Source organism: Patescibacteria group bacterium, assembly GCA_041674405.1.
GTDB lineage: Bacteria > Patescibacteriota > UBA1384 > XYA2-FULL-43-10 > XYA2-FULL-43-10 > JBAYVT01.
In genome coordinates this window covers 104,171-129,551 of record JBAYVT010000003.1, presented here as the reverse complement: position 1 = coordinate 129,551, position 25,381 = coordinate 104,171, and the positions used below count along the sequence as shown (strand labels likewise).

The window sequence follows — 25,381 nt, the reverse complement described above, 5'->3', positions numbered from 1 at the left end:
ACGGATTGTCGTTTCCTTTCACTTTCACGAACTCATCTCTCATCCTTCTAGAAAGGATTTTTCAGTATGGCGAAGGTAGAAGAGTATAAGGTCCATCGTTACGAGGTGGATTTTGCCGGTGAGAAACTAGTGTTCGAAACGGGGAAATTAGCAGGGCTTGCGGAGGGCGCAATTACACTTACGTATGGCGAGACGGTTGTTTTAGCAACTGCAGTGGTTGCCGATGATACCCGCGAAGGAGTTGATTTCTTTCCGCTTCTCGTTGATTACGAAGAGCGATTTTATGCTGCAGGAAAAATTTCCGGTAGCCGTTTTATTAAGCGTGAAGGAAGGCCCTCTGAGGCGGCAATTCTTGCAGCGCGCAAAATTGACCGGCCAATCCGCCCTCTATTCCCAAAAACTTATAGAAATGATGTCCAGGTTGTCGTGACAGTTCTTTCCTACGATGGCGTTCATGAGCCTGATGCAATCTCAATCATTGCCGCATCCACGGCACTTTTGATGACCAAGGCTCCATATAAGGGACCTGTCGGAGCGGTAAATGTCTCGCTTGTTGATGGCAAACTCAAGGTTTGCCCGACAGAGGATGAAATCGAAGCATCTGACCTATTTCTGACAGTTGCTGCCGCAAAGGACAGAGTAATGATGCTTGAAACCGAATCAAATGAAATTCCGGAAGAACAAATTTTTGAGGGAATCAAGCTTGCGGTTGATTCAATTCAGCCTGTTCTTGATATTCAGAAAAAGATTGGTGCGGAACACAGGAAAATTGTTACTGAAGAGGAAAAGGGATTTGCACCCGATCCGTTTGTAGCAATTCATGCAGAGGTTCATAATTTGGTTGCAGATAGGTTGCGAGCCGAGCTTCGGGCGCTTGACAAGGAATCGCGCGAAAAAACGATCAAGGCCTTTGAACAGGAGATACTACAGACCTTTGAGGGAACGTACAAACAGATTGACTTAAAGGGTGCCTTTGCCAAAGTTGTGAACAACGAAGTGCGAGAGAGTATACTTGAACATGACTCACGCCCCGATGGACGAGGTATGGAAGAAATCAGGCCATTGCATATTGAAATTGGCCTTCTTCCACGCACTCACGGATCAGGCCTTTTTGCCCGCGGAGAGTCTCAATCATTGACCGTCGCTACGCTTGGATCTCCCGGCATGGAACAATTGATTGACACGATGGGAGAAGATACCACGAAGAGATTTATGCACCACTATAATTTCCCGCCATTCTCCACCGGCGAGGTTCGCCCCGTTCGCGGTGCCTCCAGGCGTGAAATTGGCCATGGTTATTTGGCAGAAAAAGCCTTAAAGCCAATGATCCCATCAAGCGAAGAGTTTCCTTATACTATTAGACTAGTCTCGGAAATCCTTTCATCCAATGGCTCAACATCGATGGCGGCAACTTGCGGCTCGACCTTGGCGCTTATGGATGCCGGCGTTCCGATCAAGAAACCGGTTGCTGGTATTGCCATGGGTTTGGTCACAAATGAAGACGCATCTGTATATAAAATCCTTACCGACCTTCAGGGACTTGAAGATTTTTCTGGCGACATGGATTTCAAGGTTGCCGGAACTCGCGATGGTGTGACAGCGATCCAGATGGATACCAAGATTGAGGGATTGACTATGGATATCGTCCGCGACACGCTAGCACAGGCAAAAAAGGCCCGGCTTGAGATTCTCGACGAAATAGCCAAAGTCATGCCTGCGCCAAAGGCAGAAATGTCCAAGTATGCTCCTAGAATTGAATCGATCAAAATCAATCCTGACAAGATAGGAGAGCTTATTGGCCCGGGCGGCAAGAATGTCAAGAAGATTGTCGAAGATTGCGGTGGCAAAGAAATCATCAGTATCGATATCGAAGACGACGGTACGGTGCTTGTCTCCTCAACTGATCAAGAGATGGGCGCCAAAGCAATCTCGCAAATCAAGGCGATGATGCGTGAGGTTCAGCCAGGCGAAATCATCACCGGGGAAATCATCGATATCAAGAAGGACAGGATGTCTGGAAAAGAGATTGGTGCAATTGTCCAAATCACCCCGAAGATCGACGGCATGATTCACATCTCGCAAATCTCCGACAAACGAATCGAAAAGGTTTCTGATGTTCTCAAAGTTGGACAGATGGTCACTGCCAAAGTGATTGAAGTCGACCCAATGAAGGGCAGGATTTCACTTTCAATGAAAGCATTGGCCGGAAATAACTAATTGTAAAAATTTAATCTCATAGAAAAAATTCCCCGAATTTCTTCGGGGAATTTTTTTAATCATATTCTATGAATAGAAAAAGGCTCGCCTGAAGAGGATAAAGGAGTGCAGAGCCTTTTTCAGACGAACCTCGGTGGCTTACCTCTGGTCGATGTGAATGCGGCGACCATCGATCTTGACGCGGCCCTCCGAGAATAACTGGATGACTCGAGGTAGGATCTTGTACTCAGCATCATGAATGCGCTGCTCGAGCGACTCCACTGTGTCGTCCTCAAGCACAGCGATTGGCGTTTGCGCGATAATGGGGCCAGTGTCATACTCGCCATCGGCGAAATGCACGGTTACCCCGGTGACCTTAACCCCATAGGCGAAGGCATCCGCAATCCCGTGCTCCCCCTTGAATGAGGGCAGCAGAGCGGGATGAAGATTGATTACCTTGCCCGGGAAGGCGTCGAGGACTTCCTTGCCGAGCAGCCTCATGTATCCGGCCATAACCACGAGCTGAACGCCTGAGTGCTGAAGTTCCTCGGCTATTGCCTGGTCGAACTCGTGCTTGCTGGAGAAGCTTTTCGGGTCAAGGAATACAGCCCGAATGCCAGCATTTCTGGCACGTTCGAGGCCGTAAGCATCGGTTTTGTTCGAGATCACTACAGCGACCTCAGCACAAAGGGTGCCATCCCCGATACGATCAATGATCTTTTGGAGGTTGGTGCCCCCTCCTGAGATCAAGACGCCCAACAACAGCTTGTTCATGACAATTCTCCTTCCGTAGTCTGTGAGTAGAAACGCCTCAAAAAAATTGTAGCACCAGGCGGAGAGAAAATTCAACATTTGCAAAAAATTATTTACGAGCACTAATCAGCCACTAACAGAAAATTCTAGAGTCGAGTAGGTCAAAATCTATGGATAATTTCTAAAAAGTTTTCTTAAGCCTTGCATTTCCGGCTCTTTATTTAGATTGAATTTATGTCACTCTTATTGATATATTAATTTAGATCGCTTGGAGGTGATAGCGCTGAAAAGGCTTCAGAGAAAGCTGGCGCCTCTCGGATATCGGTACATCGGATGTTATACGGGACAGCGCAGCTATGATGGCACCGAGGAATCCGAATTCTACTTCTGGAATGATTCTAACCGAACAGGACTAATCGTGTCTGTCCGAACGAACAAGCCCCAAGGCGAACCAAATGCCCAACTTCTCAGGCTGACAGCACGTTCAGTCTGCGGCGGGATATCCGGTGGCTATACCAATGCTACCGGCAGGGTCCCGACGGAACAACTTTTTGAACAAGTCCGCGCGCTTGTTCAATGCGGCTCGAGCGGATGGAAGCCGCTTGACCGCACAACCATACAGGCTGCATTCCAAGCAGCCATGCCTTTGATCGGTGTTGAAACTTTGTTTAAGCGGATCACCGATCGGGCAACCGAACACGAACCCCCCGCCGTCTAGGCGGGGGCACCACCTTTATCTATTGACTTTTTTATTCGCACCTGGTACAATGAGATTAACTTTTGAGGGACAGGACTCTAATTAAGCGATTTTTTAATCATTTATTTCTCTTTTTGATGAATAAGAAAGAAGAACTCGATATTATTGCAGGTGAAGTTTCTAAGTGTGCACTATGCCCACTTTCGAAATCAAGGACTAATACTGTTCCTGGAAGCGGAGACCCCGACGCTGACATACTTTTTGTTGGCGAAGCGCCGGGGGAGAAGGAAGATCTGGCAGGCATCCCTTTTTGCGGAGCCGCCGGAAAATTCTTAGACGAAATGCTAGCCTCTATTGGCCTCACACGTGAAAAAGTTTTTATTCTAAACACGGTAAAATGTAGACCCCCGGGAAATCGGGATCCGGAAGATACGGAGAAAGAGGCTTGCAAATCGTATCTTAATCGTCAACTTGAAATTATAAAACCCAAACTCATCGTTTGCCTCGGCCGGCACTCATGCAATACATTTATACCGGCAGCAGGTGGGATTTCTAAGCTCCATGGCAAAGCGGTCAAACGGCCGAATGGCCAAGTTTACTTCGCCCTCTACCACCCGGCGGCAGCCCTGCACAATGGCGGATTGCGAGGCACGCTTATGGACGATTTTAAAAAAGTACCAGCGGTTCTTAAAAAAATCAAAGAGCAGGAGACTAAAGGGAATATCAAACCAGATAACGACGATAAGCCAATTCAAACAAAACTAATATAATATGTTCTTTTGAACTAAAGGAAAAACTAAATGGAAAAAATGCAAAGAGTAAACACAGGTGGACGGACAACGAGAAACATCCGAGCAAACAAACCTGTGCCAAAACACAGCGTTTCTTCACCTGTGCGCACCGTTGCGGGCGATCAGGCTTTTGTTAGCCGATCATCCGGTCAGAAAACACCGCATAAACGAAATTCTCGTCCTGTGCAAAAACCCGAGGGTGGCAGATCTTTTGACTATGCTAAAATTTCGGGAAAAGTTGATGAACCAAGATTTACTGCCCAATCAACCGAAGGCAAAAACACCAAATTTTTTATAGAGCCAAAGCTTCGAATCATTCCTATCGGTGGCAATGAAGAAACTGGTGGTAAAAATATGATGGTTCTAGAGTATAAGAACGACATTATCATTATCGATGCCGGGCTTATGTTTCCGGACCAGGATATGCCAGGCATTGACTTCGTCATTCCCGATGTCTCGTATCTTGAGCAAAACAAGCATAAAATTCGTGCCCTTCTCATCACTCATGGCCACTTGGATCACATTGGGGCCATACCTTACATCTATGAAAAGCTTGGCTCGCCCCAGATCTATTCATCGCCCCTTGCTATCGGCCTTATTCGTGGCAAGATGGAAGAATTTGGCCTGGCCGAGGGAGCTAAATTAAATACGATCGAAGCTGGCAAAGATGTACTTCAGCTTGGGGTATTTAAGGTAAGGACTTTTCGGCTTACTCACTCAATTCCACAGGCGATGGGTTTTGCGATCGACACGCCAGAAGGTCTGGTTATTCATACTGGCGACTGGAAATTTGACCATACCCCAGCTGATGGCAAGCCGGTCGATTTTTCACAGATTGCTATGCTCGGCGGAGAGAAACCAGCGGCGCTAATTTGCGAATGTACCAATGTCGAAAAACCAGGGGTTTCAATATCTGAGCGAGAAATCGAAGATACGATTTTCAAAATCATGGATCAGGTCAAAGGGCGCCTAATCATCGCAACATTCTCACTTTTGATCTCGCGTATTCAGCAAATTTTGAATGTCGCCAAGAAATTCGACCGCAAAGTTACTTTTGTTGGCCGATCGATGCTCCAATCATACGAGATTGCTACCTCGCTTGGCGCTCTTGTCGTGCCGAAGGATACCGTCATCGATGTTCATGCGTTAAAAAATTATCCGGATAATAAGGTAATAATTGTTTGTACCGGTTCGCAAGGAGAAGACCGCGCTGCCCTGACCCGAATTGCCCTTGGTGAACATCGCCAAATCAAGATAAAAAGAGGCGACACGACTGTTCTTTCGGCCTCGCCAATTCCAGGTAATGAGCGATCTGTTTCCGAGCTTATGGACAATCTGTATCGCGCCGGCTCGCGCGTAATCTATCAAAAACTTATGGATGTTCACACTTCTGGCCATGCCAAGCAGGAAGACCTGAAATTGATGATCGCGCTTGTCCGCCCGAAATATTTGATCCCGACCCACGGCGAACGCCACAGATTGATGCTACTCGCGCAGATTGCCCAAGATATGGGAATCGTCGACGAAGAGCATTGCCTCGTTGCCGATAACGGCCAGGTAATTGAATTCTCAAAAGATATGGGCTCGGTTACCAACAAGCGCGTTCCTGCATCTTATGTGATGGTTGACGGCCTCGGCGTTGGCGATGTAGGCAACATCGTTCTTCGCGACAGAAAGGCAATGGCCCAGGATGGAATTTTTGTCATTATTGTTACCGTTGATCACAAGACTGGCGAGATTGTTACCTCTCCCGATATCATTTCTCGCGGCTTCATCTATATGCGTGAAAACGAACAGCTGGTGCACAAATCCCGTGCTGAGATCAAACGGCTTTTTGCCAAACACACCGAAGCCAAAACCCAGCCCGACTGGAATCTGATCAAGCAGAAAATCCGCGACGACATGGGAGAGTTCCTATATACGGAGACAGAACGAAGGCCAATGGTCATCCCTGTAGTGATCGAGGTATAATGCACAACGATTATCTATTATCGACTCTTGCTCTGAAATGAGTCTTGCCCCGCGTAGCCTTGGCGAAGTGGGGTGGTCATCCTTGTAGTTATTGAGGTTTAGGACTAGATAGTAGTGAGTAGTCCTTAGTCCGCAGGGAAAACAAAATAGCAATTTAACGTGGAAACGCCACCCCGACCGGGGTGGCGTTCGCGGTTCTGGGCGGCTTAAGGAATTGTTAGCTCGAGTTTACGCTTACTCGGCCAGGTTGGTAGAGTTACCCTTATTCGGGTTATAAATTTCTCCGACCCTCCTGGTTGCAAGCTTTCGGGCACGAGCACTGCGAACGTATGCTTCCAGACTGGATCGACAACCCAAAGAGGGGTTTTGCCCCTTAGCGTTAGGTATGCAACACCAGCGAGGTCGGCATCGCGCACTGAGAGTTCCATTTTGTAGGGCGTGCAACGATAGGGGAATTCTCCCTCGACTTCAACAACAACCCTAACGCGACGCATAATCGAAAGACGCGTAAAGCGCTCGACCGGTTCGTGAAGGCACATCATAAGCAGCACTCCTCTATGATGGCCGTCGATTGTGTGCTCGATCCGCCTGAAGCGGATCTCGCATGATCCCGACGCAAGGTCTGCAACAGCCTTGTCTGCGAATGCGGCAATATTCCTTGACCGCACGAGTGTTACTGCAACTGCTACCACAACTACGGCTACTAGCAAAACCGTAAGATACGGTAACATAGTCTGTCCTTTCCGGTTCTAGGTTGCCGCTATCGTAGAGCGGATTAAAACTAAAGATACCATTTATTGCGCATTGTGTTCAATGGAGATATAATGAAATCAAATTACAAATGACAAATTCCAAATATCAAATTAATTCCAACTAAAGGTATCGAGATTGGAAATTGCTGATTGGATATTATTTGTGATTTGTTTCTTGTAATTTGTAATTTACCCCGGAGGGGATTGTGGGTCGCAAACGGAAGTATCCGAAACACAAGCAGAAGCATCCAAAGTGGTATCAGAAAGAAAATGATTGGGGTGATTTTGTCTTTGATTTTACCCTTGGCCTTGGAGCTGGCACCTGGCGGGAAATTTTTGCCATTCTAGTCCTTATTTTTGCTGTAGTCATACTTTTGGGTTATTTTGAAATGGCGGGAAATTTTGGCAGTTCGGTAGCGCATATAATACGCAAAATCTTTGGAAGTTTTCCTGGCTATGTTTTCCCAATAATTATTTTTTGGTTCGGCGTGCTCCTTTTATTTCCGAATCGCGACAAGCAAAGGGTTTCTAGGTTCATCGGGTTTATCCTGTTGATCATATTTTTATCTGCAACACTTCATCTTTTTATCCCGCTTTTAGACACTCGAGAGGCCGCATTTGCGGGTTCTGGCGGAGGGATTTTGGGTTATATGATCTCTGATCCGCTTCGAAAGGGCGTCGGTTTGTTTGCATCTTTTCTTATCACATTTGCACTAGACGTTATTGCGCTGATGATGATTTTTAATATTTCATTCACTCAGTTATTTGGCTGGGAGAGTGCGAAAGGAAACAAGGAAGACGACGATGATGTTAAGGTAAATCGTGGAAACCGGGTTTCGGTTTTTAAGACACTAAGAAACAAGCTAGCATCGATGAAGAAACCGCGAGAGGGGGTGGCGAAGGCACCGGTGATTGAGGCAGAACCAAGAATTGTTGCCAGAGATATGAGCTGGCAGTATCCGCCGGTTGAAATTTTAAAGGACTCTGACGACGTTGCCAATCCGGGCAATATTCAGAAAAATGTTGAAGTTATTCAAAAAACACTCAAAAACTTTGGAATTGACATAGTAATGGGGGAAGTCAATATTGGCCCAACGGTCACGCAGTACACTTTTAAGCCGGTTGAGGGCGTGAAGTTAAATCAGATTACTGCTCGCGCCAACGACTTGGCGCTCGCCCTAGCATCCAAGAGCCTTCGTATGGAAGCACCGATTCCCGGCAAATCCTCTGTCGGCATCGAGAATCCGAACAAAGTGCCGGCAAAAGTTACATTGAAAGAGGTGATGGTCTCGCAAGAATTCAAGGCAGTTAAGTCAAAGCTAACCATTGCCCTTGGGCGAGATGTGGCCGGTACCTCATATGCTGTTGACCTTGAAAAAATGCCCCATGTCTTAATCGCTGGTGCTACCGGTTCGGGCAAATCGGTCTGTATCAATACAATCATTACGACGTTTCTTTTCCATAATTCGCCAAACGACCTGAAACTGCTAATGGTTGACCCAAAGAGAGTTGAACTTACAAACTACAATGATATTCCACATCTTTTGACGCCAGTTGTGACCGAGGTCGGCAAAACGGTGTCTGCCTTAAAGTGGGCAATTTGGGAAATGGAACGCCGTTACAAAATGTTTTCAGAATTAGGGAAGAGGAATATCACTGCTTATAATGAGAGCCCCGGCCCAGAAGGAAAGTTACCTTATATTGTCATTGTTATCGACGAGTTAGCGGATCTTATGGCGACTTCAGCCAACGAGGTTGAGGGTTCGATCGTCCGCCTGGCACAAATGGCGCGAGCAACCGGGATGCACTTGATTGTTGCAACGCAGCGCCCATCCGTTGATGTTCTAACAGGTTTGATCAAGGCAAATATTACTTGCCGAATTGCCTTTGCTACTGCTTCACAAGTTGATTCGCGCACGATTCTTGATATGTCCGGCGCGGAAAAACTACTTGGCAACGGCGACATGCTGTTTGTCGGCAATGGACTCACAAAGCCACGCCGTATTCAAGGTTGTTTCGTGTCTGATAAAGAAATCAATGACTTGGTTGATTTTTTGAAAGAATTGAGCCCGCCTGATTATGATGACACAATATTGCAATTTAAATCGTCCAAAGGGTCAAGCGGCGCATTTGGTGATGGTTCAGCCGAGGACGATTTGTATGATGATGCGCTTAAAGTTGTGATGCAAGCAGGCAAGGCTTCGGCTTCACTTTTGCAAAGACGGCTTCGAATAGGGTATGCTAGGGCTGCACGGCTTCTAGATATTCTGGAAGAAAACGGGGCAATCGGGCCGGCCGATGGTGCCAAACCCAGAGACGTTCTGGTTTCTGATACGGGCTCGGAAGGTTTCATTCCGTCAGGCGACGATGTTCCGGATGACAAGGATGAATATAACAACTTTTACCATTAATAATTTGATGAGAACGACCAATAATTTATTCCACTGATTTGGCACCGATAAATCCACGATTAGAATTACAACTTTTCCCGAAATATAAAACACCAAAACAAAGTGTCAGAAACAAACAAAATCAATAATTTTGCTTTTTGAATTTTCACTAAGGGCTACTAACTACGGACTTAAGAAATGACTGCCGGATTTTCACTTCGAAAAATTAAAACAGACCCAACACTTGGGCAGAAACTCAAGCGCGCAAGAGCGCGCAAAAAGATTTCTCTGCTTGATGCTGAAATGGAAACCAAAATTCGCGGCAAGTTTTTGGAAGCTCTCGAGGAAGATGATTGGAAGAATTTGCCGGCCGATGCTTACACCAAAGGTTTTGTTTTGCGTTATGCAAAATATTTAGGATTAGACGAGAAAAAAATACTTGAAAAGTACCAAAAAGAAAAAAATATCAGATTTTCGAAAGAAGAGGGAAATATCCTGCCGCAAAGAAATATAAAGGAAATGAAATTTCTCTTAACGCCACGCCTTTTTGTTCCTGTTTTGATCAGTACATTCATAATTGCAGTATTTGGATACATTGTTTATCAGGTTTATGGATTTGCAGGCGCACCGGAACTTCAGGTAATATCGCCGAACGATAATGCCGTGTTTGATAAAGATGTGATAGAAATTACCGGTGTTACCGATACAAGCGCAAAAGTTTATGTTAACAAAGACCAGATTCAGGTTTCTTCAGATGGCCAGTTTGCAACTGAATACAAATTACAAAAAGGCGTAAACGTTATCGAGGTAAAATCCCAGGGAAAAACCAACAAAGAGAAAGCGCTGACTTATACCGTCGAATACAAACCGGTGACAGCAGAAGCCATCCCAATACGGGTATCAAACTGAAACAAAAATAAAGCTAAAATTCAAACTTCAAAATGCTAAGCGCAAAATCTGGGAAGTTTGTTTTTTATTAGAAATTAGCAATTATTATTTAAGATTTGAGACAAAATATTTGAATTAAGCAGGGAGATATTATGGCGAGAAAAAAAGGCGAAGAGGAAATTGAAAATAAAAAATCCGTAAGCAGTGGCAAATCGATGGCGCTGGAGGCAGCGTTGTCTTCGATAGAAAAACAATTTGGCAAGGGCGCAATAATGACAATGCGCGATGGCGCTCGCCTAAACGTGGAAACAATTCCGACTGGTTCACTTGCACTTGATCTTGCGCTCGGTGTTGGCGGTGTGCCACGCGGCCGAGTGATCGAAATCTATGGTCCGGAATCGTCCGGTAAAACGACTCTTTCTTTGTCAATTGTGGCACAGGCCCAAAAACGCGGTGGAAATGCGGCATTCATCGATGCCGAGCATGCGCTTGACCCGGAATATGCCAAGAAAATTGGCGTTGACCTTGAAAATCTGCTTATTTCCCAGCCGGATAACGGCGAACAAGCGCTAGAGATAACAGAGACGCTTATCCGTTCCAATGCTCTAGATGTCATCGTTGTTGATTCTGTTGCTGCCCTGGTTCCGCGAGCGGAAATAGAAGGCGAGATGGGTGATTCGATGATGGGCGTTCAGGCTAGGCTGATGTCACAAGCACTTCGCAAATTGACTGGCGCTGTTGCCAAATCAAAAACAGTATTAATCTTTATCAACCAGATTCGTATGAAAATCGGTGTGATGTTTGGGAATCCTGAAACGACGACTGGCGGAAATGCGTTAAAGTTTTATTCATCTGTCCGTTTAGATATTCGCCGCAAAGCAGTTTTGAAACGAGGCGAGGATCAGGTTGGGAATCATGTGGCTGTTAAAGTTGTCAAAAACAAAGTTGCTCCCCCATTCAAAACTGCGGAATTCGACATTATGTTCAATCAGGGCATCGATTATGAAGGAGAACTTGTTGATCTTGGAATCAAATTTGGAATTGTAGATAAGGCCGGTGCCTGGCTTTCATATGGCGACGAGAAACTTGGCCAAGGCAAGGAAGGTGCCAGAGAATTTTTGAAGCAAAACCCGAAGATTGCTGAAGAAATAAAAGATAAGTCCGTTGCCGAAGACAAGGCGCGAAATGAGGCGCTGTAGCAAAGATTGTCATTCTGAACCCCAAGCCTAGGGCTTTCCTTCAGGAAAGGGGACCCTTTGGGTCGAGTGAAAAATCTACCTGATTAAGTAATGAAAAAAATAGATAGCCCGCTTAATTATGCGCTATATTTACTCGAGCTTCGAGACAGAAGCATTTTTGAAGTTCGAAACAAACTCAAATTGAAAGAATTTCCCGAGAATGAAATAGAAGAAACAATCCAATTTTTGATCCAGAAAAAATTTCTTGATGATGAGAAATTTGCAAAAAATATGGTTCGTTCCAAATCATTATCTGGCGAGGGGAAGCAAAAAATTAAAGTTCGCCTGATAAAGGCACATATATCAAGCGGGTTAATAGAAGATGTATTATCAAATATTGATTCAGATCTCGAATATAAAAATGCGCTCGAAATCGGTCAGAAGATTCTTGACAGGAACAAAGATACTGATCGTGGAAGGCTCTATCAAAAAATTTTGGGAAGCCTATACAGAAAAGGTTATGACTTCGATCTTGCAAAGAAGGTTTTTAATGAGCTTGTAAGTAGTGATTGACCCTTGATATTTGTGGTACAATTACATTGTTAAATTCAAAAACCTAAATCCTAAATTTTTAACAAATTCGAAATACAAAAATCAATTTCAAAACATATTTAGAGTTTAGGATTTAGTGATTAGATTTCCCCGCGGAGCGGGTAGGAGGGGCATGCTTAAGAAAAAGAAAAACCCAAAGCTTATATTGTGGTTCTCTGAAGCGCACAAGGAAGATATTCCACGGGTTGGTGGCAAGGGCGCAAACCTTGGTGAGCTATATAACGCTAAAATTCCAGTACCAAATGGATTTATCGTCACCGCTAACGCCTATTTTTATTTTCTCGAGAAAACAAACCTTCGCTCAAAAATCATCAGTTCTCTGAAAGGTCTCGATCCAGAAAAAAGCCGCGAGCTTAATAATGTTGCAAAAAAAATTAAATCGGCAATTATCGCCGCAAAAATGCCGGCCGATCTTATCAAGGAAATCAAAGAACACTACAGGGAGCTGGGTGGATTTTCTGTTGCAGTAAGGTCGTCCGCAACTGCGGAAGATTTGCCTGATGCTTCATTTGCCGGTCAGCAAGCCACTTTTTTGAATATCACCGGAGGTAACGAAGTGGTAGAAGCGGTTCAAAAGTGCTTTGCCTCGCTCTTCGAGGCAAGGGCGATTTATTATCGCATTATCAATAAATTTGATCATATGAAGGTTGGCTTAGCGGTTCCTGTGCAAGTTATGGTTGATTCTGAGTTTTCGGGAATAATGTTTACCGTCGACCCTGTTTCTGAAGATCTGAACAAACTTTCTATCGAAGCCGGTTACGGCTACGGCGAGGCCTTAGTCTCCGGTTCTGTCACTCCAGACAGATACGTGATATCGAAAGATCCTTTTGAAATTCTTGAAAAAGAAATTAATGAACAACCCTGGAAAATTGTCAAATCCGGAAGAGAGGGCGAAAAGCATGTAAATGTTCCAGCAGAGTTGCGCAAAAAACAAAAACTTACCGATGATCAAATTATTGCGCTGGCGAAAATCGGCTTGCTTATCGAAAAACATTATGGTAAACCGCAGGATACGGAATTTGCTATTGAAAGGGGAAAGATTTATATGGTGCAGTCAAGGCCGATCACGACTTTGGGTAAGCGGAAAATCGAAAATCGAGATGAGAAATTAGAGCAGCCGGGGACACAAGAACAAGGGGATATTGATGCCGGGAAAGCGGAAGTACTCTTAAAGGGTGCTGCAGCGTCTCTAGGCACAGCATTTGGACCGGTCAAACTTATTCATAAACCTGACGAAATAGACAAGGTCGTTTCTGGCGATGTGCTTGTCACTGAGCAAACAACTCCTGATTTTGTGCCGGCGATGCGCCGTGCCAAAGCTATCGTTACCGATACCGGAGGACGAACTTGCCATGCAGCTATTGTCTCGCGTGAATTGGGCATTCCTTGCGTTGTTGGCACCGGCACCGCTACTCATGTTCTTAAAACTGGGCAAATGATCACTGTCGATGGCGGCAAGGGCTTGGTCTATAAAGGCAAAATCAAAAGCCAGTCGGCCCCTGAAGATGTCGCAACGGCTCCAGGGACTCCTGCTGGCAAACTTGTTTCTGAGGAAGTTCCGGTTACCGGCACAAAAGTTTATGTCAATTTAGCCGAGCCGCATCTTGCAGAAAAAATAGCGGCAGAACCGGTTGATGGAGTTGGTCTTTTGCGCGCGGAATTCATGATAGCCGAAATTGGTGAACACCCGAGAGCAATGTTTGAGGCGGGAAGAGGGAAAGAATACACAGACAAGCTCGTAGAAGGTATGCGAACCATTGCCCAGGCATTTGCTCCTCGTCCGGTAGTTTACCGCGCGACAGATTTTAAAACAAATGAATATAAAGGTTTAAAGGGCGGTGAAAAATATGAGCCGGCAGAGAACAATCCGATGATTGGCTATCGTGGCGCTTCCCGCTATATCAAAGAGCCTGATCTTTTCAAATTGGAACTAGATGCGATCAAGAGGGTTCGGGATGAATATGATCTCAAAAATTTGTGGCTCATGATTCCGTTTGTTCGTACCGTTGACGAAATGAAAAAAGTTAAAAAGCTCGTGGAAGATAATGGCCTAATCCAATCACCGGATTTTAAGCTTTGGATGATGTGTGAAATTCCTTCCAATGTAATTTTGCTTGATAAATTTCTCGATCTTGGGATTGACGGCATATCCATTGGTTCGAATGATCTGACCCAGCTAACCTTGGGAGCAGACCGCGACAATCAGGATCTGGCTGCGTTATTTGACGAAAGAAATGAAGCGGTTGTGTCTTCGATCCAATACGTCATAAAAACTTGCCGTGCGCGAAATGTCACTTGCTCGATCTGTGGCCAAGCTCCTAGTGTATATCCGGAAATCACCGAAATGATGGTGAAGGCTGGCACAACTTCTGTCTCGGTCTCACCGGATATGATCGTGCCTACACGGCGAATCATTGCTTCGGTTGAGAAGCGGCTTATGCTTTCGGAAATTATCGATCGCTAAAAATAAATTTTTTGTGGTTAAAAAATATACCATCTTCGTGATGGTATATTTTATTGACAATATTTTTTCTCGTGCTAACATTTATCTTACATACCCGCTGGACTTAAGGCCAGAGTCGGCCAAAGTCAAGCAACCACCCCCTATCCAATCCATCCCGGGGGATTCGCGGCTTTGCCGCACATTACCATCCGGTCCTGGGCGCGCCCAGCCGCGCGCCCAGGATACACCATTTTAGGCTATTTGACACTGCATATTGCAGTGTTATATTAATATTGGAGAAGCGGCACTGCGTCGCCGTTTTTCTCCTCCCGTAAGGAGGTGGTAGCCCATGGTGTGACAAGCCGGGCCATAGCGCCTGGCCGTCGGTGGTCTGCGTGAGTATACTCCTATATTGAAGCAATGATCGCAACAACGGCTGCAGCACCGAATTGCACCAAGCTGCAGAGAGATGCCTTGGCACGGCTATAAACTCTCTGCGGCAGCCCTCTTCCTTTCATCTTCATTTGAGTTGGGACGCAAGTCGTAAGCTCCGGCATTCGCCGGAGCTGTTCCTTTCATTTGACCAATTGAATCTGATCAGCTATATTATTTCCATCTCGGCTGTAGATTACAGGGAGGTGTCTAGCTTGGGTAAGGTTAAGACCAAGAGCACGAAGCCCAACGGGAGGAACAAACCTGCAAGGGGCGTTACTCCGAAGGCCCATAGTGGGAGCGGTTGGAGGGACCAAGGTGCGGCTCGCCGCGGACGCTGACTGAAGATCCAGGTTTCGAGGAATCTCCCGGGAGCCTTCTAGGCTGTCGGGACTTCTTTTTTAGCTTCAAATATGGTAGAATTTGTCCGTTGGTGGGATCGCATAGTTGGTCTAGTGCGCACGCTTGGAAAGCGTGTAGGCTCGCAAGGGTCTCGAGGGTTCGAATCCCTCTCCCACCGCCAATTACACATTAAATAAAACTGAACTGCAAAACTGATTGGAATAAAGTATGTGGTTTTATATTGCTCTATCTGCCGCTTTCGTATCTGGAATTCTTGTTGTTCTAAACAAAAGAATTTTAAATAAAGTCGACCCAGTCATTCTGTTCTGGACGATGATTGTGATCTCGACTACCCTAATGTCTTATTTTGCTCTCAAAGATGGGATTCCAAATCTCAGCGTCCTATTTATTGTTGGCGTACTATGTTCAACCATTTTCTATACACTATCGAGAATTACTCAATTTAGAGCGATCAAAGATGCTCCCATATCTCAAATATATCCAATAATTATTTTGAGTCCGATTGTCACCATGACACTGGCATTCTTGCCGCCGCTTTCAGAAAGACCTTCCCTGATTTCTCTGGCGGGAAGCATGGTTTCGCTTGTCGGAATTTATACAATAAATGTCAGTACTGCAAAAGAGGGATTACTTGAACCATTCAAAATTCTAGTAAAAAACAAATATGCCTTCTTAATGCTTATTTCAGTTATCGCGCTTGGATTTGTTTCAGTCTTCGACAAAATTGCAATTCTAGGAACATTTCCGAAAAACGTCATTTTTACATTATTCATAGAAAATATGGTAATAATCATTGGGTTGTTGCCTTATTTATTTGCCAGAAGAAGCGCAGTAATATCTCAGATCTCAATGAATATATGGGTATTACTTGCCCTGGGAGTGTTATTCGCAATGGGCAATATTTTGGGATTTGTATCGATAGGCGGTGGAAACGTAGGAATTGTCACAGCGCTTTTTCGATCGCAGGTTTTCTTTGCTCTGCTCTTCAGCTTTATTTTTTTCAAAGATAAGCCAAAACTTGAAACAATTATTGGCAGCTTAATCCTAATTTTTGGTGTTGTTCTGGTTAAAATTGGGTTATAATTTTGCATAATCCATAGAATTTGAGAAGATACCAACGGAGCTAAAGGCTGAGAATTTCAGCCTTTCTGGTAATATTAGTAAATATCAATTTCACTGGAGCATGCGATGAACGAACAAGGCAGCACAACCCCAAGCGAATATGCCGAAGTAAATCATGACAAGATTGGTGCATTTAGGCACGAACATGACTGGCAACCGGTCTCGTTCATCGAGACTATGCAAGTCATCGATGGGGTCGAGTGTGATGTCTACACTTTCGATGACGATCCTGATAAGGACCTCGGTGTTATCCGCGTTCAGCCAGGTATGAAAACACCATTGCAGCGAGTCCTCAAAGGAGAATCAACAATTGAAGGTTATCTTGCCGGCAAAGGCAAATTGACCGTTACAAAACCTGATGGGAGCCAAAAAATCTATGATGTAGAGAAGGAAGATGAGGAACCGGAATATTTTTCAATTGGAATTGATGATACGATGCAATGGGAAGCGGCGCCTGATTCGGCGCTGACAGCATATGAAATTTGTCTGCCGCCATATGAGGATGGAAGGTTTGAAAATATTGAGGAATAATTATGGCCGTTCGCGAAACAATACAAGTTGGCGATCCAAGGCTGAAGGCTGAGAATAAAGCTGTGACTGATTTTGGGGACCCAAAAACCAAGCAAGTGATTGATGATCTGATCGATAGCTTGAGGAGTAAAGAGCTTCTCGTCGGGCTGTCTGCTCCTCAAATTGGTGAAAATTTCAAAATTTTTGTTACAGAACCGCGAGAGACAAAGTTCAGAACAGCTGATCAATCTGATGAATTAAGAATCTACATTAACCCGAAAATTATCAAAAGTTCTCTCGAAGAATCAATCGCCTACGAAGGATGTGGCAGTTTCGCAAATGCCCAGATCTTCGGACCGGTGAAAAGGCCGAAAGAAATCACAATTGAAGCGACCGGTCAAAACGGAAAAAAGTTTCAGCTTAGCTGCGACGGCATTCTTGCACGGGTTATCCAGCATGAATATGATCATTTAAACGGAATTGAGTTCATTGAAAAAATAACCGACTACAAAAAACTAACGTCGGCCGAATTCTATATCAGAGACATCAAGATGTCTAAAGCTCAGACAACGGCGTCGGTGATAACAAAAAAAACCGTGAAATATCTTTGAGACTTTATATCTGTCAATAGCCTGATTTGATATAATGTATTTATAAATAAGGGAGGGATATGAAAAAATTTTGTCTAGTCTGGACTACGATGATCGCTATGGCTATAAGTTCATTATTTCCCACGATTGCTGGCGCTACTCCGGAAACATACTACGACTTAGGAGAGGGGAATTCTCTCTATATGGCCGCATTGGTGTGCAAGATAGAGAATTGTTTTCTTGAGGCGACAAATGATGATTTGTATAACTACTCCGACTATTCGGCCAATCCGGAAATGGCCGGTGGCCTTGGCGAAACGTTGACAGCAAGTCCTGGTGATAATTTGACCTTTCTCGGACTCACTCGGGTCGAGGGTAACACTAGCATAAACCCGATTTTTGGCGTTTCTTTCACAAACGCGGAATATCTTGAGAATCTTGATATTTTCGGCTCTGGAATGGGAGATTTGGACCTTGACACTAATGCTTTCGAATATTCTTCGCCCGAAGCAATTATTTTGAGTAATGGTCTGGACACCACGATGGACGCCGAGATTGGGTCAATCTCGGCTAGAATAAAATCTGACGTTCCCGATCAGACAGTAATAACTGGCACATTTTATGTTGTTGGTCCAGATGCAGAAAGGATTGCGGGGGTATTTGATCTCGACAAGGCAAAGGCTGAAGGCGAGGACACTTATCTTTCGTCAACAGTTAGAATTGTTGTTAACAATCCTGCTACACCCGCTACAACTACTACGATAACAGCTTTGCCGGAAACCGGGCCGCAAAATCCTGTCTCCGAAAATAAGTGGCTGGTCCTGGGACTATTAGCCGGGCTGATGATAATTGTTCCGGTAAGCGATAGATTGCTGAAAAAATATCGCAAGTAAATTATCGTTTTCAAATATATTCTCTATTTCAATTTTTGCAGTCATGCTGAAATACTTTTGCATATGCCAAACAATAAACTTAGTATTGTTGATTCTGCTGGAAATATTTCGTCTAATTTTTAATAGTTTCTCATTCGTTGGGCGCTAAAGAATCACAAGGAGAGAAGAAGGTGACCGATGGCGGTAATCCGCCGAGCAACGAGGCCCGACTGTACTGCGCGGGCCTCCTTCTCTTAATGTATTTTATGTCGGTATATCATCGGATAATTAATGAGAATTTTGATTCTGTAGCATTTCAGGCGGCCCGAGTCGGGCCGCCTGAAGCGTTTGCTGCTATTGTCTTCCGGGATGGAAGAACTTTGTACGGGCTCGCTGGCGGTTACACCGCCGCAAGCTTCTCGATCTCGTACTGCCGGAACATGTACAGCACCGGATCCTTCCGGGCAAGGATGTTCAGCGCCGCGGTGATGGCGTTCTTCTCGCTTAGCACCGTGAGGTTCGGCACGTCTGAGGGCATGCGAAGCGAACTCCACGCATCTTCCAGGTGTACTACCCCGTGATCGTCCGGGGCCGCGTTGGCGACGACCGAGATCACGGGCAGAGAGGTGCGAGCGGCGAGGATCGGGCCCAAGCCGTTGGACATCCCCACCTTGGCGATAATCACGCCGCCATCGGGGTACTGGGCGAGGAGGTGCTCGAGTTCGGGAAGAACGTGCTCGGGCTGCTTGTGTCCCGAGATCATGACCTTCTCATGGGTGATGCCGGTGTGAAGCAGTAGCTTACTGTCCACCGGCGGGTGGGTGTCCTTGGGCGATCCTATCCACGTGATGAGCGCTTGGCGAGGAACACGGATCCTCTCCGCGAGCATGGCCGCGTTCAGGTACTTGCGCTCGACTTCCTCAAGGCCTATGCCGTCCCGGAAGCTCTGCTTGCTCAAGTCTATCCACGCGTCCAGATCGTTGTTCCACACGGCTTGCCGGAGCGAATCCGGGTCGATCACGTCGGCGACCACCAGTGTTCCGTCTGGCAGGAAGCCGAACTCGAGTTTGAGGTCCGCCAGTCGGCTACCCACATTGGTGAGTGCTGACTCCAGGAGAAGGAAGATGAGGCGCGCCAGCCGTTCGATCTGTTCGAGATGGACAGGATCCATCACGCGATTGGCCTCGATCTCGCCGATGTAGGACTCGGTGTCCCAGAGCGGGAGATGCGGGTGTGCGAGCTTCCAGATCTCGGCCGATGGATCCACAATGAGCGGATCTTGCCGCTTGGGATCGCGGATGCCGGTGTCGTGCGTGCTTCCGTTCAAGAGCGGAACGATCCCTTCCGTGGTCTTCAGCATCATCTCGATGACCAGCCGGTGGAGGCGCGGAGCCGGATCACCAGCCTTGGGCCTCATGTGGGGGTTGCGGTCAAAGTAGCTGCCCATCGCGAGACGGCGGATGACGACCTCGAGTCCCAGCATCTTGCATCTGTGCATGAGAAACTCGTTGTCGCCCGTCTGGCGAATGAAGGCATTGGGGATTCCGGCCGCGGTGAGCAGCTCGAAAACCCGCGAGGCGAATGTCGTGGAACAGCGGCCCTTAGACTCGAACTCCTCGGTCTGGGAGGGGTCGTTGTGCTTGGTGATCGTGTTCTTCTGCTCTACGATCACCACCTCCCCAAATCCTCTGCCGACTGCATGGTACAGCCGCTTGGTCTTTCCCTCTCCTTCCAGCTTGCCTCTCCTCGGATTACGGTTAGTCGGTACCTTTTTCAATCGTATCCACCAGTCCTTCCTTTAGGATAACGTCGAGACAACCATAATATGCTTATACCAGAGAAATATAGTAAATGAAATATTATTGATCAAATGACTATTATTGAACCATTGGCTAAGTAAAACAATATTTCTGTTATTATGTAAAGTAGTGAAATATTATTATTCTTTGTACAAATATTTAAATTCAAAGGAGAATTATGAAACTAATCGTTCGTGGTTTTAAGAAAGAGACGTTAAAAAAATTTAAAGATGTCAAAAGCACTCCTCTGTGTGCTCTAAGCCCAAAGAATCAAAAGAATCTCGGCGTTTGTAAGGGTAAATCAATTATTAATGGATTATCTGCCATTATTATTGATGGTTCAATTGATCAATTCATTGGTATGACGAAAACCCTGCGCCAAAATTTAAATCTGGAAATCGGGCAAGAAGTGGAAGCCTCTTTGCAAGATTCAGTTTTAAAGATCAATCGGATTTAAGAACAACCTCAATATTAAAATATTTTTGTTGACCTTTTTTCGGTTTTAGCATTTTCATATTAATCGCTAGCAATAAGATCAGCTATTATGCTGGTCAATTTTGGCTTTTTGTGGTATAAGTGTGTTGCCGTACCAACGCTTTCAGGGAGAGGTGAACCGCTTTGGCAAAACGTAGACAGTTCGAAGCAATGGTAGGAACAACGAGCGTAGAGGTCGTCGGGAGTGCCAGACACCCGTCAGGGTCGTGGTCGCCACCTGGTTTTCCGAGATGGCTAGCTGGGAAGTTCGATGAAGCCGGCCTTCACGGACCCTTTAAGGCCATCTCGATACCAGATGTGGACACCACAAGTGGCCCGAAAGAGGATCGTGTCTGGGGAGTGCGCGTAGACAATCCCGGTGATCGGGATTACGCCCTCATCAGGTGCAAGATGCCCCGGCGGGCCATGCATGGCACTTTCACCTACCGGGTCTATAGCACCGATAGCAATGGCCCGAGCCCGGCACAGATCATCGAACTGCTCAACCGCCTCGACGCAGTCGTGACTGGCAAGGCCCTCGAGGTTGATGAGACTGAGGAGATTGAGCACACCGAACAGGAACAGGTCCTACCACCCAACTCCGAGGAAGCCGAACACGACGCAGCAATGGAAGCACTCTTGCGCTTCAGCGATCAGGATGGGCTCGTGCTCTACGAGATCATTCGCGGGATGACTACAAAGAGTAGGCTTGTGCTGACCGAGGGCCAAGTCAAGGGCGCCGCACGGAGGGCCCTTGGCGAGATACTTGGGTCACCGAGCCGAGTGACCAATGAGGGTGTGCGTGATGCCGTTGCTCGCGTGAAGGAGCGGGATCTGTGTCGCGTGGACGGGCACTACTCTCTCACATCTTGTGCCTTTGGCACCATCTCGCAGATGCTTGGGCGCAGGCCGAATGATGGCGAATCCCGGGCGTGTCTCGAGTGGATGCACAGATTTCTTGCCTCTGGTCCGTACCAGGACTTGAAGGAAGCGTCCGACAAGGTGCGAGAAGAAATCGAGGGGCATCGTCTCGAAGTTGACCGCCTTGATCACGAGATCGAGGGAATCGAGGGAGAGATCGAAACCCTTCGTGCCCGGATCGAGTCTCTTAAGACTCAGAGGACAGGAGAGACAACGGCGATGGAGGGCGCCAGGCTGATTCTGAACGAATGTGAGGCTATCTTGGATGGCCTTGATCTGGAGAGGTCAATCCTGGTCATTGAGGAGGTCCTGACCAGCCCGGAAGGTGGGTAGCGTCGCGTGGCAACAAACCAAAGAAAGGGGAGACCGGTCCGTGTCAGCTATGCTGGCACGGGCGGTTTCTTTTTAAAGGCCAATTTGACAAATATGATACTATGAATGCATGAGAACAAATGAAGAAAATCTATCCTTGAACGATATCCTTCTTCGTATTGAAGCAATCTATCAGGTACCCGATGATCGCCTTTATTCTGTCGAAGATCTGCTTTATAACCATCAGCGTTTTCTTACCGCATATATGGAAGAACAAAATAAAAATAGGCTTCCCGAAGCGTTTAATAATATGATGGTCTCTTTCGCATGGCTTTTTGCTTTTGTAAATCGGTTTCACATTGATTTGCCGGAAAATCTCTGGAAAAGATATTCTTATAAATGCCCTTTCTGCCTTGAAATTCCTTGTATTTGCAATGAATTAGAACCACAAAAATCGCAGAAAACCGGTCGGCCGCCATCACGAAAACCCCAAGATATTTCCGAGTGGCAGGAAATACTTCTAAAAATATATCCAGTTTCAAAAGTAAAAAATTACCATTTAAAATTGCGCTCTAAATTCGAGGAACTCATGTCAGCTTTTCGCGCCTTTGTGAGAGAAAAAAGAAAAAGCCGATTTCGAGAGATCGAAATATTAACAGCGGATTATTTTGTTATGCTGCTTAGAATATTTAATTATTTCAAAATTGACTTTAAAGATGAATTTCTGGCCATGTTTAAAGATGGCTGCCATGTCTGCAAGAAAACTCCTTGCGAATGCAATTATTTTGAATAGTTGTTCTTTCCTACGACATTTAGTGTCAATAAGTAATTGGCATTTTTTATTTTTTTACATGCAAAACCGGCAGGTTTATCCTTGGGATAATAATCCCAAGGAGGTTTATGAAAGAAGAGAACAACCATTATGTGGTGGCAACGGCGGCGATAATGCGAGGCGACAAGTTTTTGATTGTTAGGAGATCGAAAAAAGAAACTGCCATGGCGGGACTATGGGGTTTCCCCGGTGGAAAATTAAATTTGAACGATTATATTCATCGACCCAAAAATACCTCACAGCATTGGCATCACATTCTTGACCATTTGGTAATGCGAGAATGTGCCGAGGAAGTTGGGATCCAAATTAGGAATATTTCGTATATAAAAAATTTAGTTTTTATACGGCCAGATAACATTCCGACCATTGTGATAAGTTTTGCCGCTGATTATGCTGGGGGCGGAATAAAATTAGGTGATGAAATAATTGATTTTGCATGGGTGGATCTTGCAGAAGCGCGCAGATATGAACTGATTGAAGGCTTATATGACGAGCTTGTGTTGGCATATCACATCAAGCAAGAGAAGCCCAAAAAGCTGCAAAACCAAAATGCCAAATATTGTATGCAATTTGATGCTAATTAGACCAAAGTGATTTTTTTCTATACAATTGGTCTACATGGATGAAGTCGAACAAATAAAGGAGAGGCTTGATATTACCGAGGTGATATCAAGCTATCTTACGCTTAAGAAGGCGGGCGTCAATTATAAGGCAGCCTGCCCTTTTCACAATGAAAAAACTCCTTCCTTTATGGTTTCACCGGAGAGGCAAACTTTCAAGTGCTTTGGCTGTGGGGAAGGCGGCGACATTTTTACCTTCATTGAGAAAATTGAGGGCATAGATTTTTACAATGCTCTAAAAATCCTTGCTGATCGCGCCGGTATAAAATTAAAATCGCAATCGGTTAAATATGGCAATGTTGAACACAGGGCCGATCAAAAAACTCGCCTTTATGAAATTAACGAGATTGCTGCAAAACTTTATCATAAAATTCTTACCGATCATCCGAAGGCTGAAAAAGCGCGTAAATATTTGAAAAAACGTGGGATGACCGATGAGACGATAAGTGAATTTCGCATTGGCTATGCGCCGAACTCTTGGGATTTTTTACGCAAATTTCTTGGCATTAAATTCAAGTTCAAACCGCCGGAGATCGCCAAAGCCGGGTTAATGGCGCAGAGTGGGAAAGGCGATTATTATGATCGGTTTCGCGGCCGAATCATGTTTCCGATTGACAATGTCATGGGCTCGGTGATTGCTTTTACATCACGCGTTCTGGAAGACGATGAGAAGCAGGCAAAGTATGTCAATTCCGCTGAGACGGAGATTTATACTAAGGGCAAGGTGCTTTACGGGCTTGATAAGGCAAAAATGGCGATTAAAGAGGCTGATCTTGCCATTCTTGTTGAAGGCAATATGGATGTGATCGCTTGTCATCAGGCCGGTTTTAAAAATGTCGTTGCTTCGTCCGGAACGGCCTTGACCGAAGATCAGCTCAAAATATTGTCTCGCTACGCATCAGAAGTCGCTTTTTCTTTCGATTCCGATGTGGCGGGTGAAGCGGCGATGAAGAAAGCGATTACAATTGCACTGCGAAATGACATTACTGCACGGATAATTTCTTTGCCTAAAGTTTACAAGGACCCCGATGAAGCGATCAAGGCTGACCCAAAAAATTGGGAGCGGGCAGTAAAAGAGTCTAAGCCGGCACTTGAGTATTGGATTGATCTTCTTGTTCGCAAAGATCCCGATCTTTCAGTTTCTGCCAAGAAAAAAATTGCCAAAGAAATATTGCCCGTGATCAAAATTATATATTCCGATATTGAAAAGGAGCACTACTTGAAGTATCTTTCGGGCAAGCTAGCCATTTCTGAATCCTCGCTCTTGGATGCGCTCTCAAAAACCAAATCCGATGAGGCCAAAAAAGGCTCTGTGGAGCAGGCCCAAGCCCCAAATCTAACCGCGGTTGAGCGTTTGGCTGGGATTTTGTGGGCCAAACCGGAAGTGACCAAATTCGTCGACACAAAAAAACTGCGCCTTTCAAGTCTGGAGTCGGAAAATCAGCCGGTGATTAAATTCCTGAATGAAATTGCTGATCAAAAAATGGAGGCAGACAAATATTTGCCCAAAGAAAAGCTCGCCTTGGACGGGATCGCGGCATTATCAGTAGCAGATATTGAAATAGGTGATGAGAATGTATTAAAGTCAGAAATCGAATTTTTGGTTGAGCGAATTAAGCGTGATTCGAATGAACATATCAAGCTCGATTTTGCTGCTCGAATAAAAGCGGCCGAAGAGTCCGGCGATCACGAGAAGATTAAAAAACTTCTCTCTGAGTTCCAAGAGTTGATTAAGTAGGCGTGAAATGATATAATCACGATTGTTATACGAAAAAATCCTAAACTCAAAATAAATCCAAAATCCAAAATTTCAAAAGTGTAAATATGCGGATTTGAGATTGTTTGAGGATCGTTTAGGATTTA

At 45.4% G+C, this 25,381-nt stretch carries 21 protein-coding genes and 1 tRNA gene; 19 read left to right on the top strand and 3 right to left on the bottom strand.

The window, feature by feature from the left end; all coding sequences use genetic code 11:
* Positions 1 to 66 precede the first annotated feature (66 nt).
* Positions 67 to 2,217, top strand: a complete 2,151-nt coding sequence (locus WC080_02860; protein MFA7244200.1) for a polyribonucleotide nucleotidyltransferase — start codon at positions 67 to 69, stop codon at positions 2,215 to 2,217.
* A 138-nt stretch (positions 2,218 to 2,355) separates the two neighbouring features.
* Here WC080_02860 and purN read toward each other — a convergent pair whose 3' ends face one another.
* Positions 2,356 to 3,048 carry a phosphoribosylglycinamide formyltransferase gene (gene purN / locus WC080_02855; GenBank protein ID MFA7244199.1) on the bottom strand — a complete coding sequence of 231 codons (693 nt, stop codon included), beginning with the start codon at positions 3,046 to 3,048 and terminating at the stop codon, positions 2,356 to 2,358.
* A 169-nt stretch (positions 3,049 to 3,217) separates the two neighbouring features.
* Here purN and WC080_02850 point away from each other — a divergent pair, with 169 nt between their 5' ends.
* From WC080_02850 to WC080_02840, 3 genes are all read left to right on the top strand, one after another.
* The gene (locus WC080_02850; GenBank protein MFA7244198.1) at positions 3,218 to 3,667 is read left to right on the top strand and encodes a hypothetical protein; all 450 of its coding nucleotides are present in this window, start codon (positions 3,218 to 3,220) and stop codon (positions 3,665 to 3,667) included.
* 116 nt (positions 3,668 to 3,783) lie between these two features.
* Positions 3,784 to 4,416 (top strand): uracil-DNA glycosylase, encoded by a 633-nt coding sequence (locus WC080_02845; protein MFA7244197.1) that lies wholly within the window; start codon positions 3,784 to 3,786, stop codon positions 4,414 to 4,416.
* A gap of 30 nt (positions 4,417 to 4,446) precedes the next feature.
* Positions 4,447 to 6,408: a ribonuclease J gene (locus WC080_02840; GenBank protein MFA7244196.1), complete on the top strand. Its 1,962-nt coding sequence runs from the start codon at positions 4,447 to 4,449 to the stop codon at positions 6,406 to 6,408.
* Positions 6,409 to 6,614: 206 nt separating this feature from the next.
* Here the strand turns inward: WC080_02840 and WC080_02835 are convergent, their stop codons facing one another.
* Positions 6,615 to 6,950 (bottom strand): hypothetical protein, encoded by a 336-nt coding sequence (locus WC080_02835; protein MFA7244195.1) that lies wholly within the window; start codon positions 6,948 to 6,950, stop codon positions 6,615 to 6,617.
* 416 nt (positions 6,951 to 7,366) lie between these two features.
* On the opposite strand from WC080_02835, the gene WC080_02830 reads away from it, so the two are divergent.
* From WC080_02830 to WC080_02785, 10 genes are all read left to right on the top strand, one after another.
* Complete coding sequence (locus WC080_02830; GenBank protein MFA7244194.1) at positions 7,367 to 9,571, top strand: DNA translocase FtsK; 2,205 nt, start codon at positions 7,367 to 7,369, stop codon at positions 9,569 to 9,571.
* Between the two features lie 177 nt (positions 9,572 to 9,748).
* Positions 9,749 to 10,459: a helix-turn-helix domain-containing protein gene (locus tag WC080_02825; GenBank protein MFA7244193.1), complete on the top strand. Its 711-nt coding sequence runs from the start codon at positions 9,749 to 9,751 to the stop codon at positions 10,457 to 10,459.
* Positions 10,460 to 10,590: 131 nt separating this feature from the next.
* Positions 10,591 to 11,637: a recombinase RecA gene (gene recA, locus WC080_02820; protein ID MFA7244192.1), complete on the top strand. Its 1,047-nt coding sequence runs from the start codon at positions 10,591 to 10,593 to the stop codon at positions 11,635 to 11,637.
* A gap of 90 nt (positions 11,638 to 11,727) precedes the next feature.
* Positions 11,728 to 12,189: a regulatory protein RecX gene (locus tag WC080_02815; protein MFA7244191.1), complete on the top strand. Its 462-nt coding sequence runs from the start codon at positions 11,728 to 11,730 to the stop codon at positions 12,187 to 12,189.
* 151 nt (positions 12,190 to 12,340) lie between these two features.
* Positions 12,341 to 14,692 carry a phosphoenolpyruvate synthase gene (gene ppsA, locus WC080_02810; protein MFA7244190.1) on the top strand — a complete coding sequence of 784 codons (2,352 nt, stop codon included), beginning with the start codon at positions 12,341 to 12,343 and terminating at the stop codon, positions 14,690 to 14,692.
* 843 nt (positions 14,693 to 15,535) lie between these two features.
* Positions 15,536 to 15,626, top strand: a tRNA-Ser gene (locus WC080_02805).
* A gap of 47 nt (positions 15,627 to 15,673) precedes the next feature.
* On the top strand, positions 15,674 to 16,549 hold the full coding sequence (locus WC080_02800) for an EamA family transporter (protein ID MFA7244189.1): 876 nt from the start codon (positions 15,674 to 15,676) through the stop codon (positions 16,547 to 16,549).
* Positions 16,550 to 16,654: 105 nt separating this feature from the next.
* Positions 16,655 to 17,119: a hypothetical protein gene (locus tag WC080_02795; protein ID MFA7244188.1), complete on the top strand. Its 465-nt coding sequence runs from the start codon at positions 16,655 to 16,657 to the stop codon at positions 17,117 to 17,119.
* A 2-nt stretch (positions 17,120 to 17,121) separates the two neighbouring features.
* The gene (def, locus tag WC080_02790) at positions 17,122 to 17,709 is read left to right on the top strand and encodes a peptide deformylase (GenBank protein MFA7244187.1); all 588 of its coding nucleotides are present in this window, start codon (positions 17,122 to 17,124) and stop codon (positions 17,707 to 17,709) included.
* Positions 17,710 to 17,768: 59 nt separating this feature from the next.
* Positions 17,769 to 18,581, top strand: coding sequence for a hypothetical protein (locus WC080_02785; GenBank protein MFA7244186.1), 813 nt, complete (start codon positions 17,769 to 17,771; stop codon positions 18,579 to 18,581).
* A 379-nt stretch (positions 18,582 to 18,960) separates the two neighbouring features.
* Here WC080_02785 and WC080_02780 read toward each other — a convergent pair whose 3' ends face one another.
* Entirely contained in the window at positions 18,961 to 20,337 is a 1,377-nt protein-coding gene (locus tag WC080_02780) for a phosphoribosylaminoimidazolesuccinocarboxamide synthase (protein MFA7244185.1), read from the bottom strand.
* A 200-nt stretch (positions 20,338 to 20,537) separates the two neighbouring features.
* Here WC080_02780 and WC080_02775 point away from each other — a divergent pair, with 200 nt between their 5' ends.
* The 5 genes from WC080_02775 (at position 20,538) to dnaG (ending at position 25,256) form a co-directional block, all read left to right on the top strand.
* Positions 20,538 to 20,816, top strand: a complete 279-nt coding sequence (locus WC080_02775) for a hypothetical protein (protein ID MFA7244184.1) — start codon at positions 20,538 to 20,540, stop codon at positions 20,814 to 20,816.
* 800 nt (positions 20,817 to 21,616) lie between these two features.
* Complete coding sequence (locus WC080_02770; GenBank protein MFA7244183.1) at positions 21,617 to 22,087, top strand: hypothetical protein; 471 nt, start codon at positions 21,617 to 21,619, stop codon at positions 22,085 to 22,087.
* A 109-nt stretch (positions 22,088 to 22,196) separates the two neighbouring features.
* Positions 22,197 to 22,859, top strand: coding sequence for a hypothetical protein (locus WC080_02765; GenBank protein MFA7244182.1), 663 nt, complete (start codon positions 22,197 to 22,199; stop codon positions 22,857 to 22,859).
* Positions 22,860 to 22,966: 107 nt separating this feature from the next.
* Complete coding sequence (locus tag WC080_02760) at positions 22,967 to 23,482, top strand: NUDIX domain-containing protein (GenBank protein ID MFA7244181.1); 516 nt, start codon at positions 22,967 to 22,969, stop codon at positions 23,480 to 23,482.
* Positions 23,483 to 23,516: 34 nt separating this feature from the next.
* Complete coding sequence (gene dnaG, locus WC080_02755) at positions 23,517 to 25,256, top strand: DNA primase (GenBank protein MFA7244180.1); 1,740 nt, start codon at positions 23,517 to 23,519, stop codon at positions 25,254 to 25,256.
* Positions 25,257 to 25,381 lie beyond the last annotated feature (125 nt).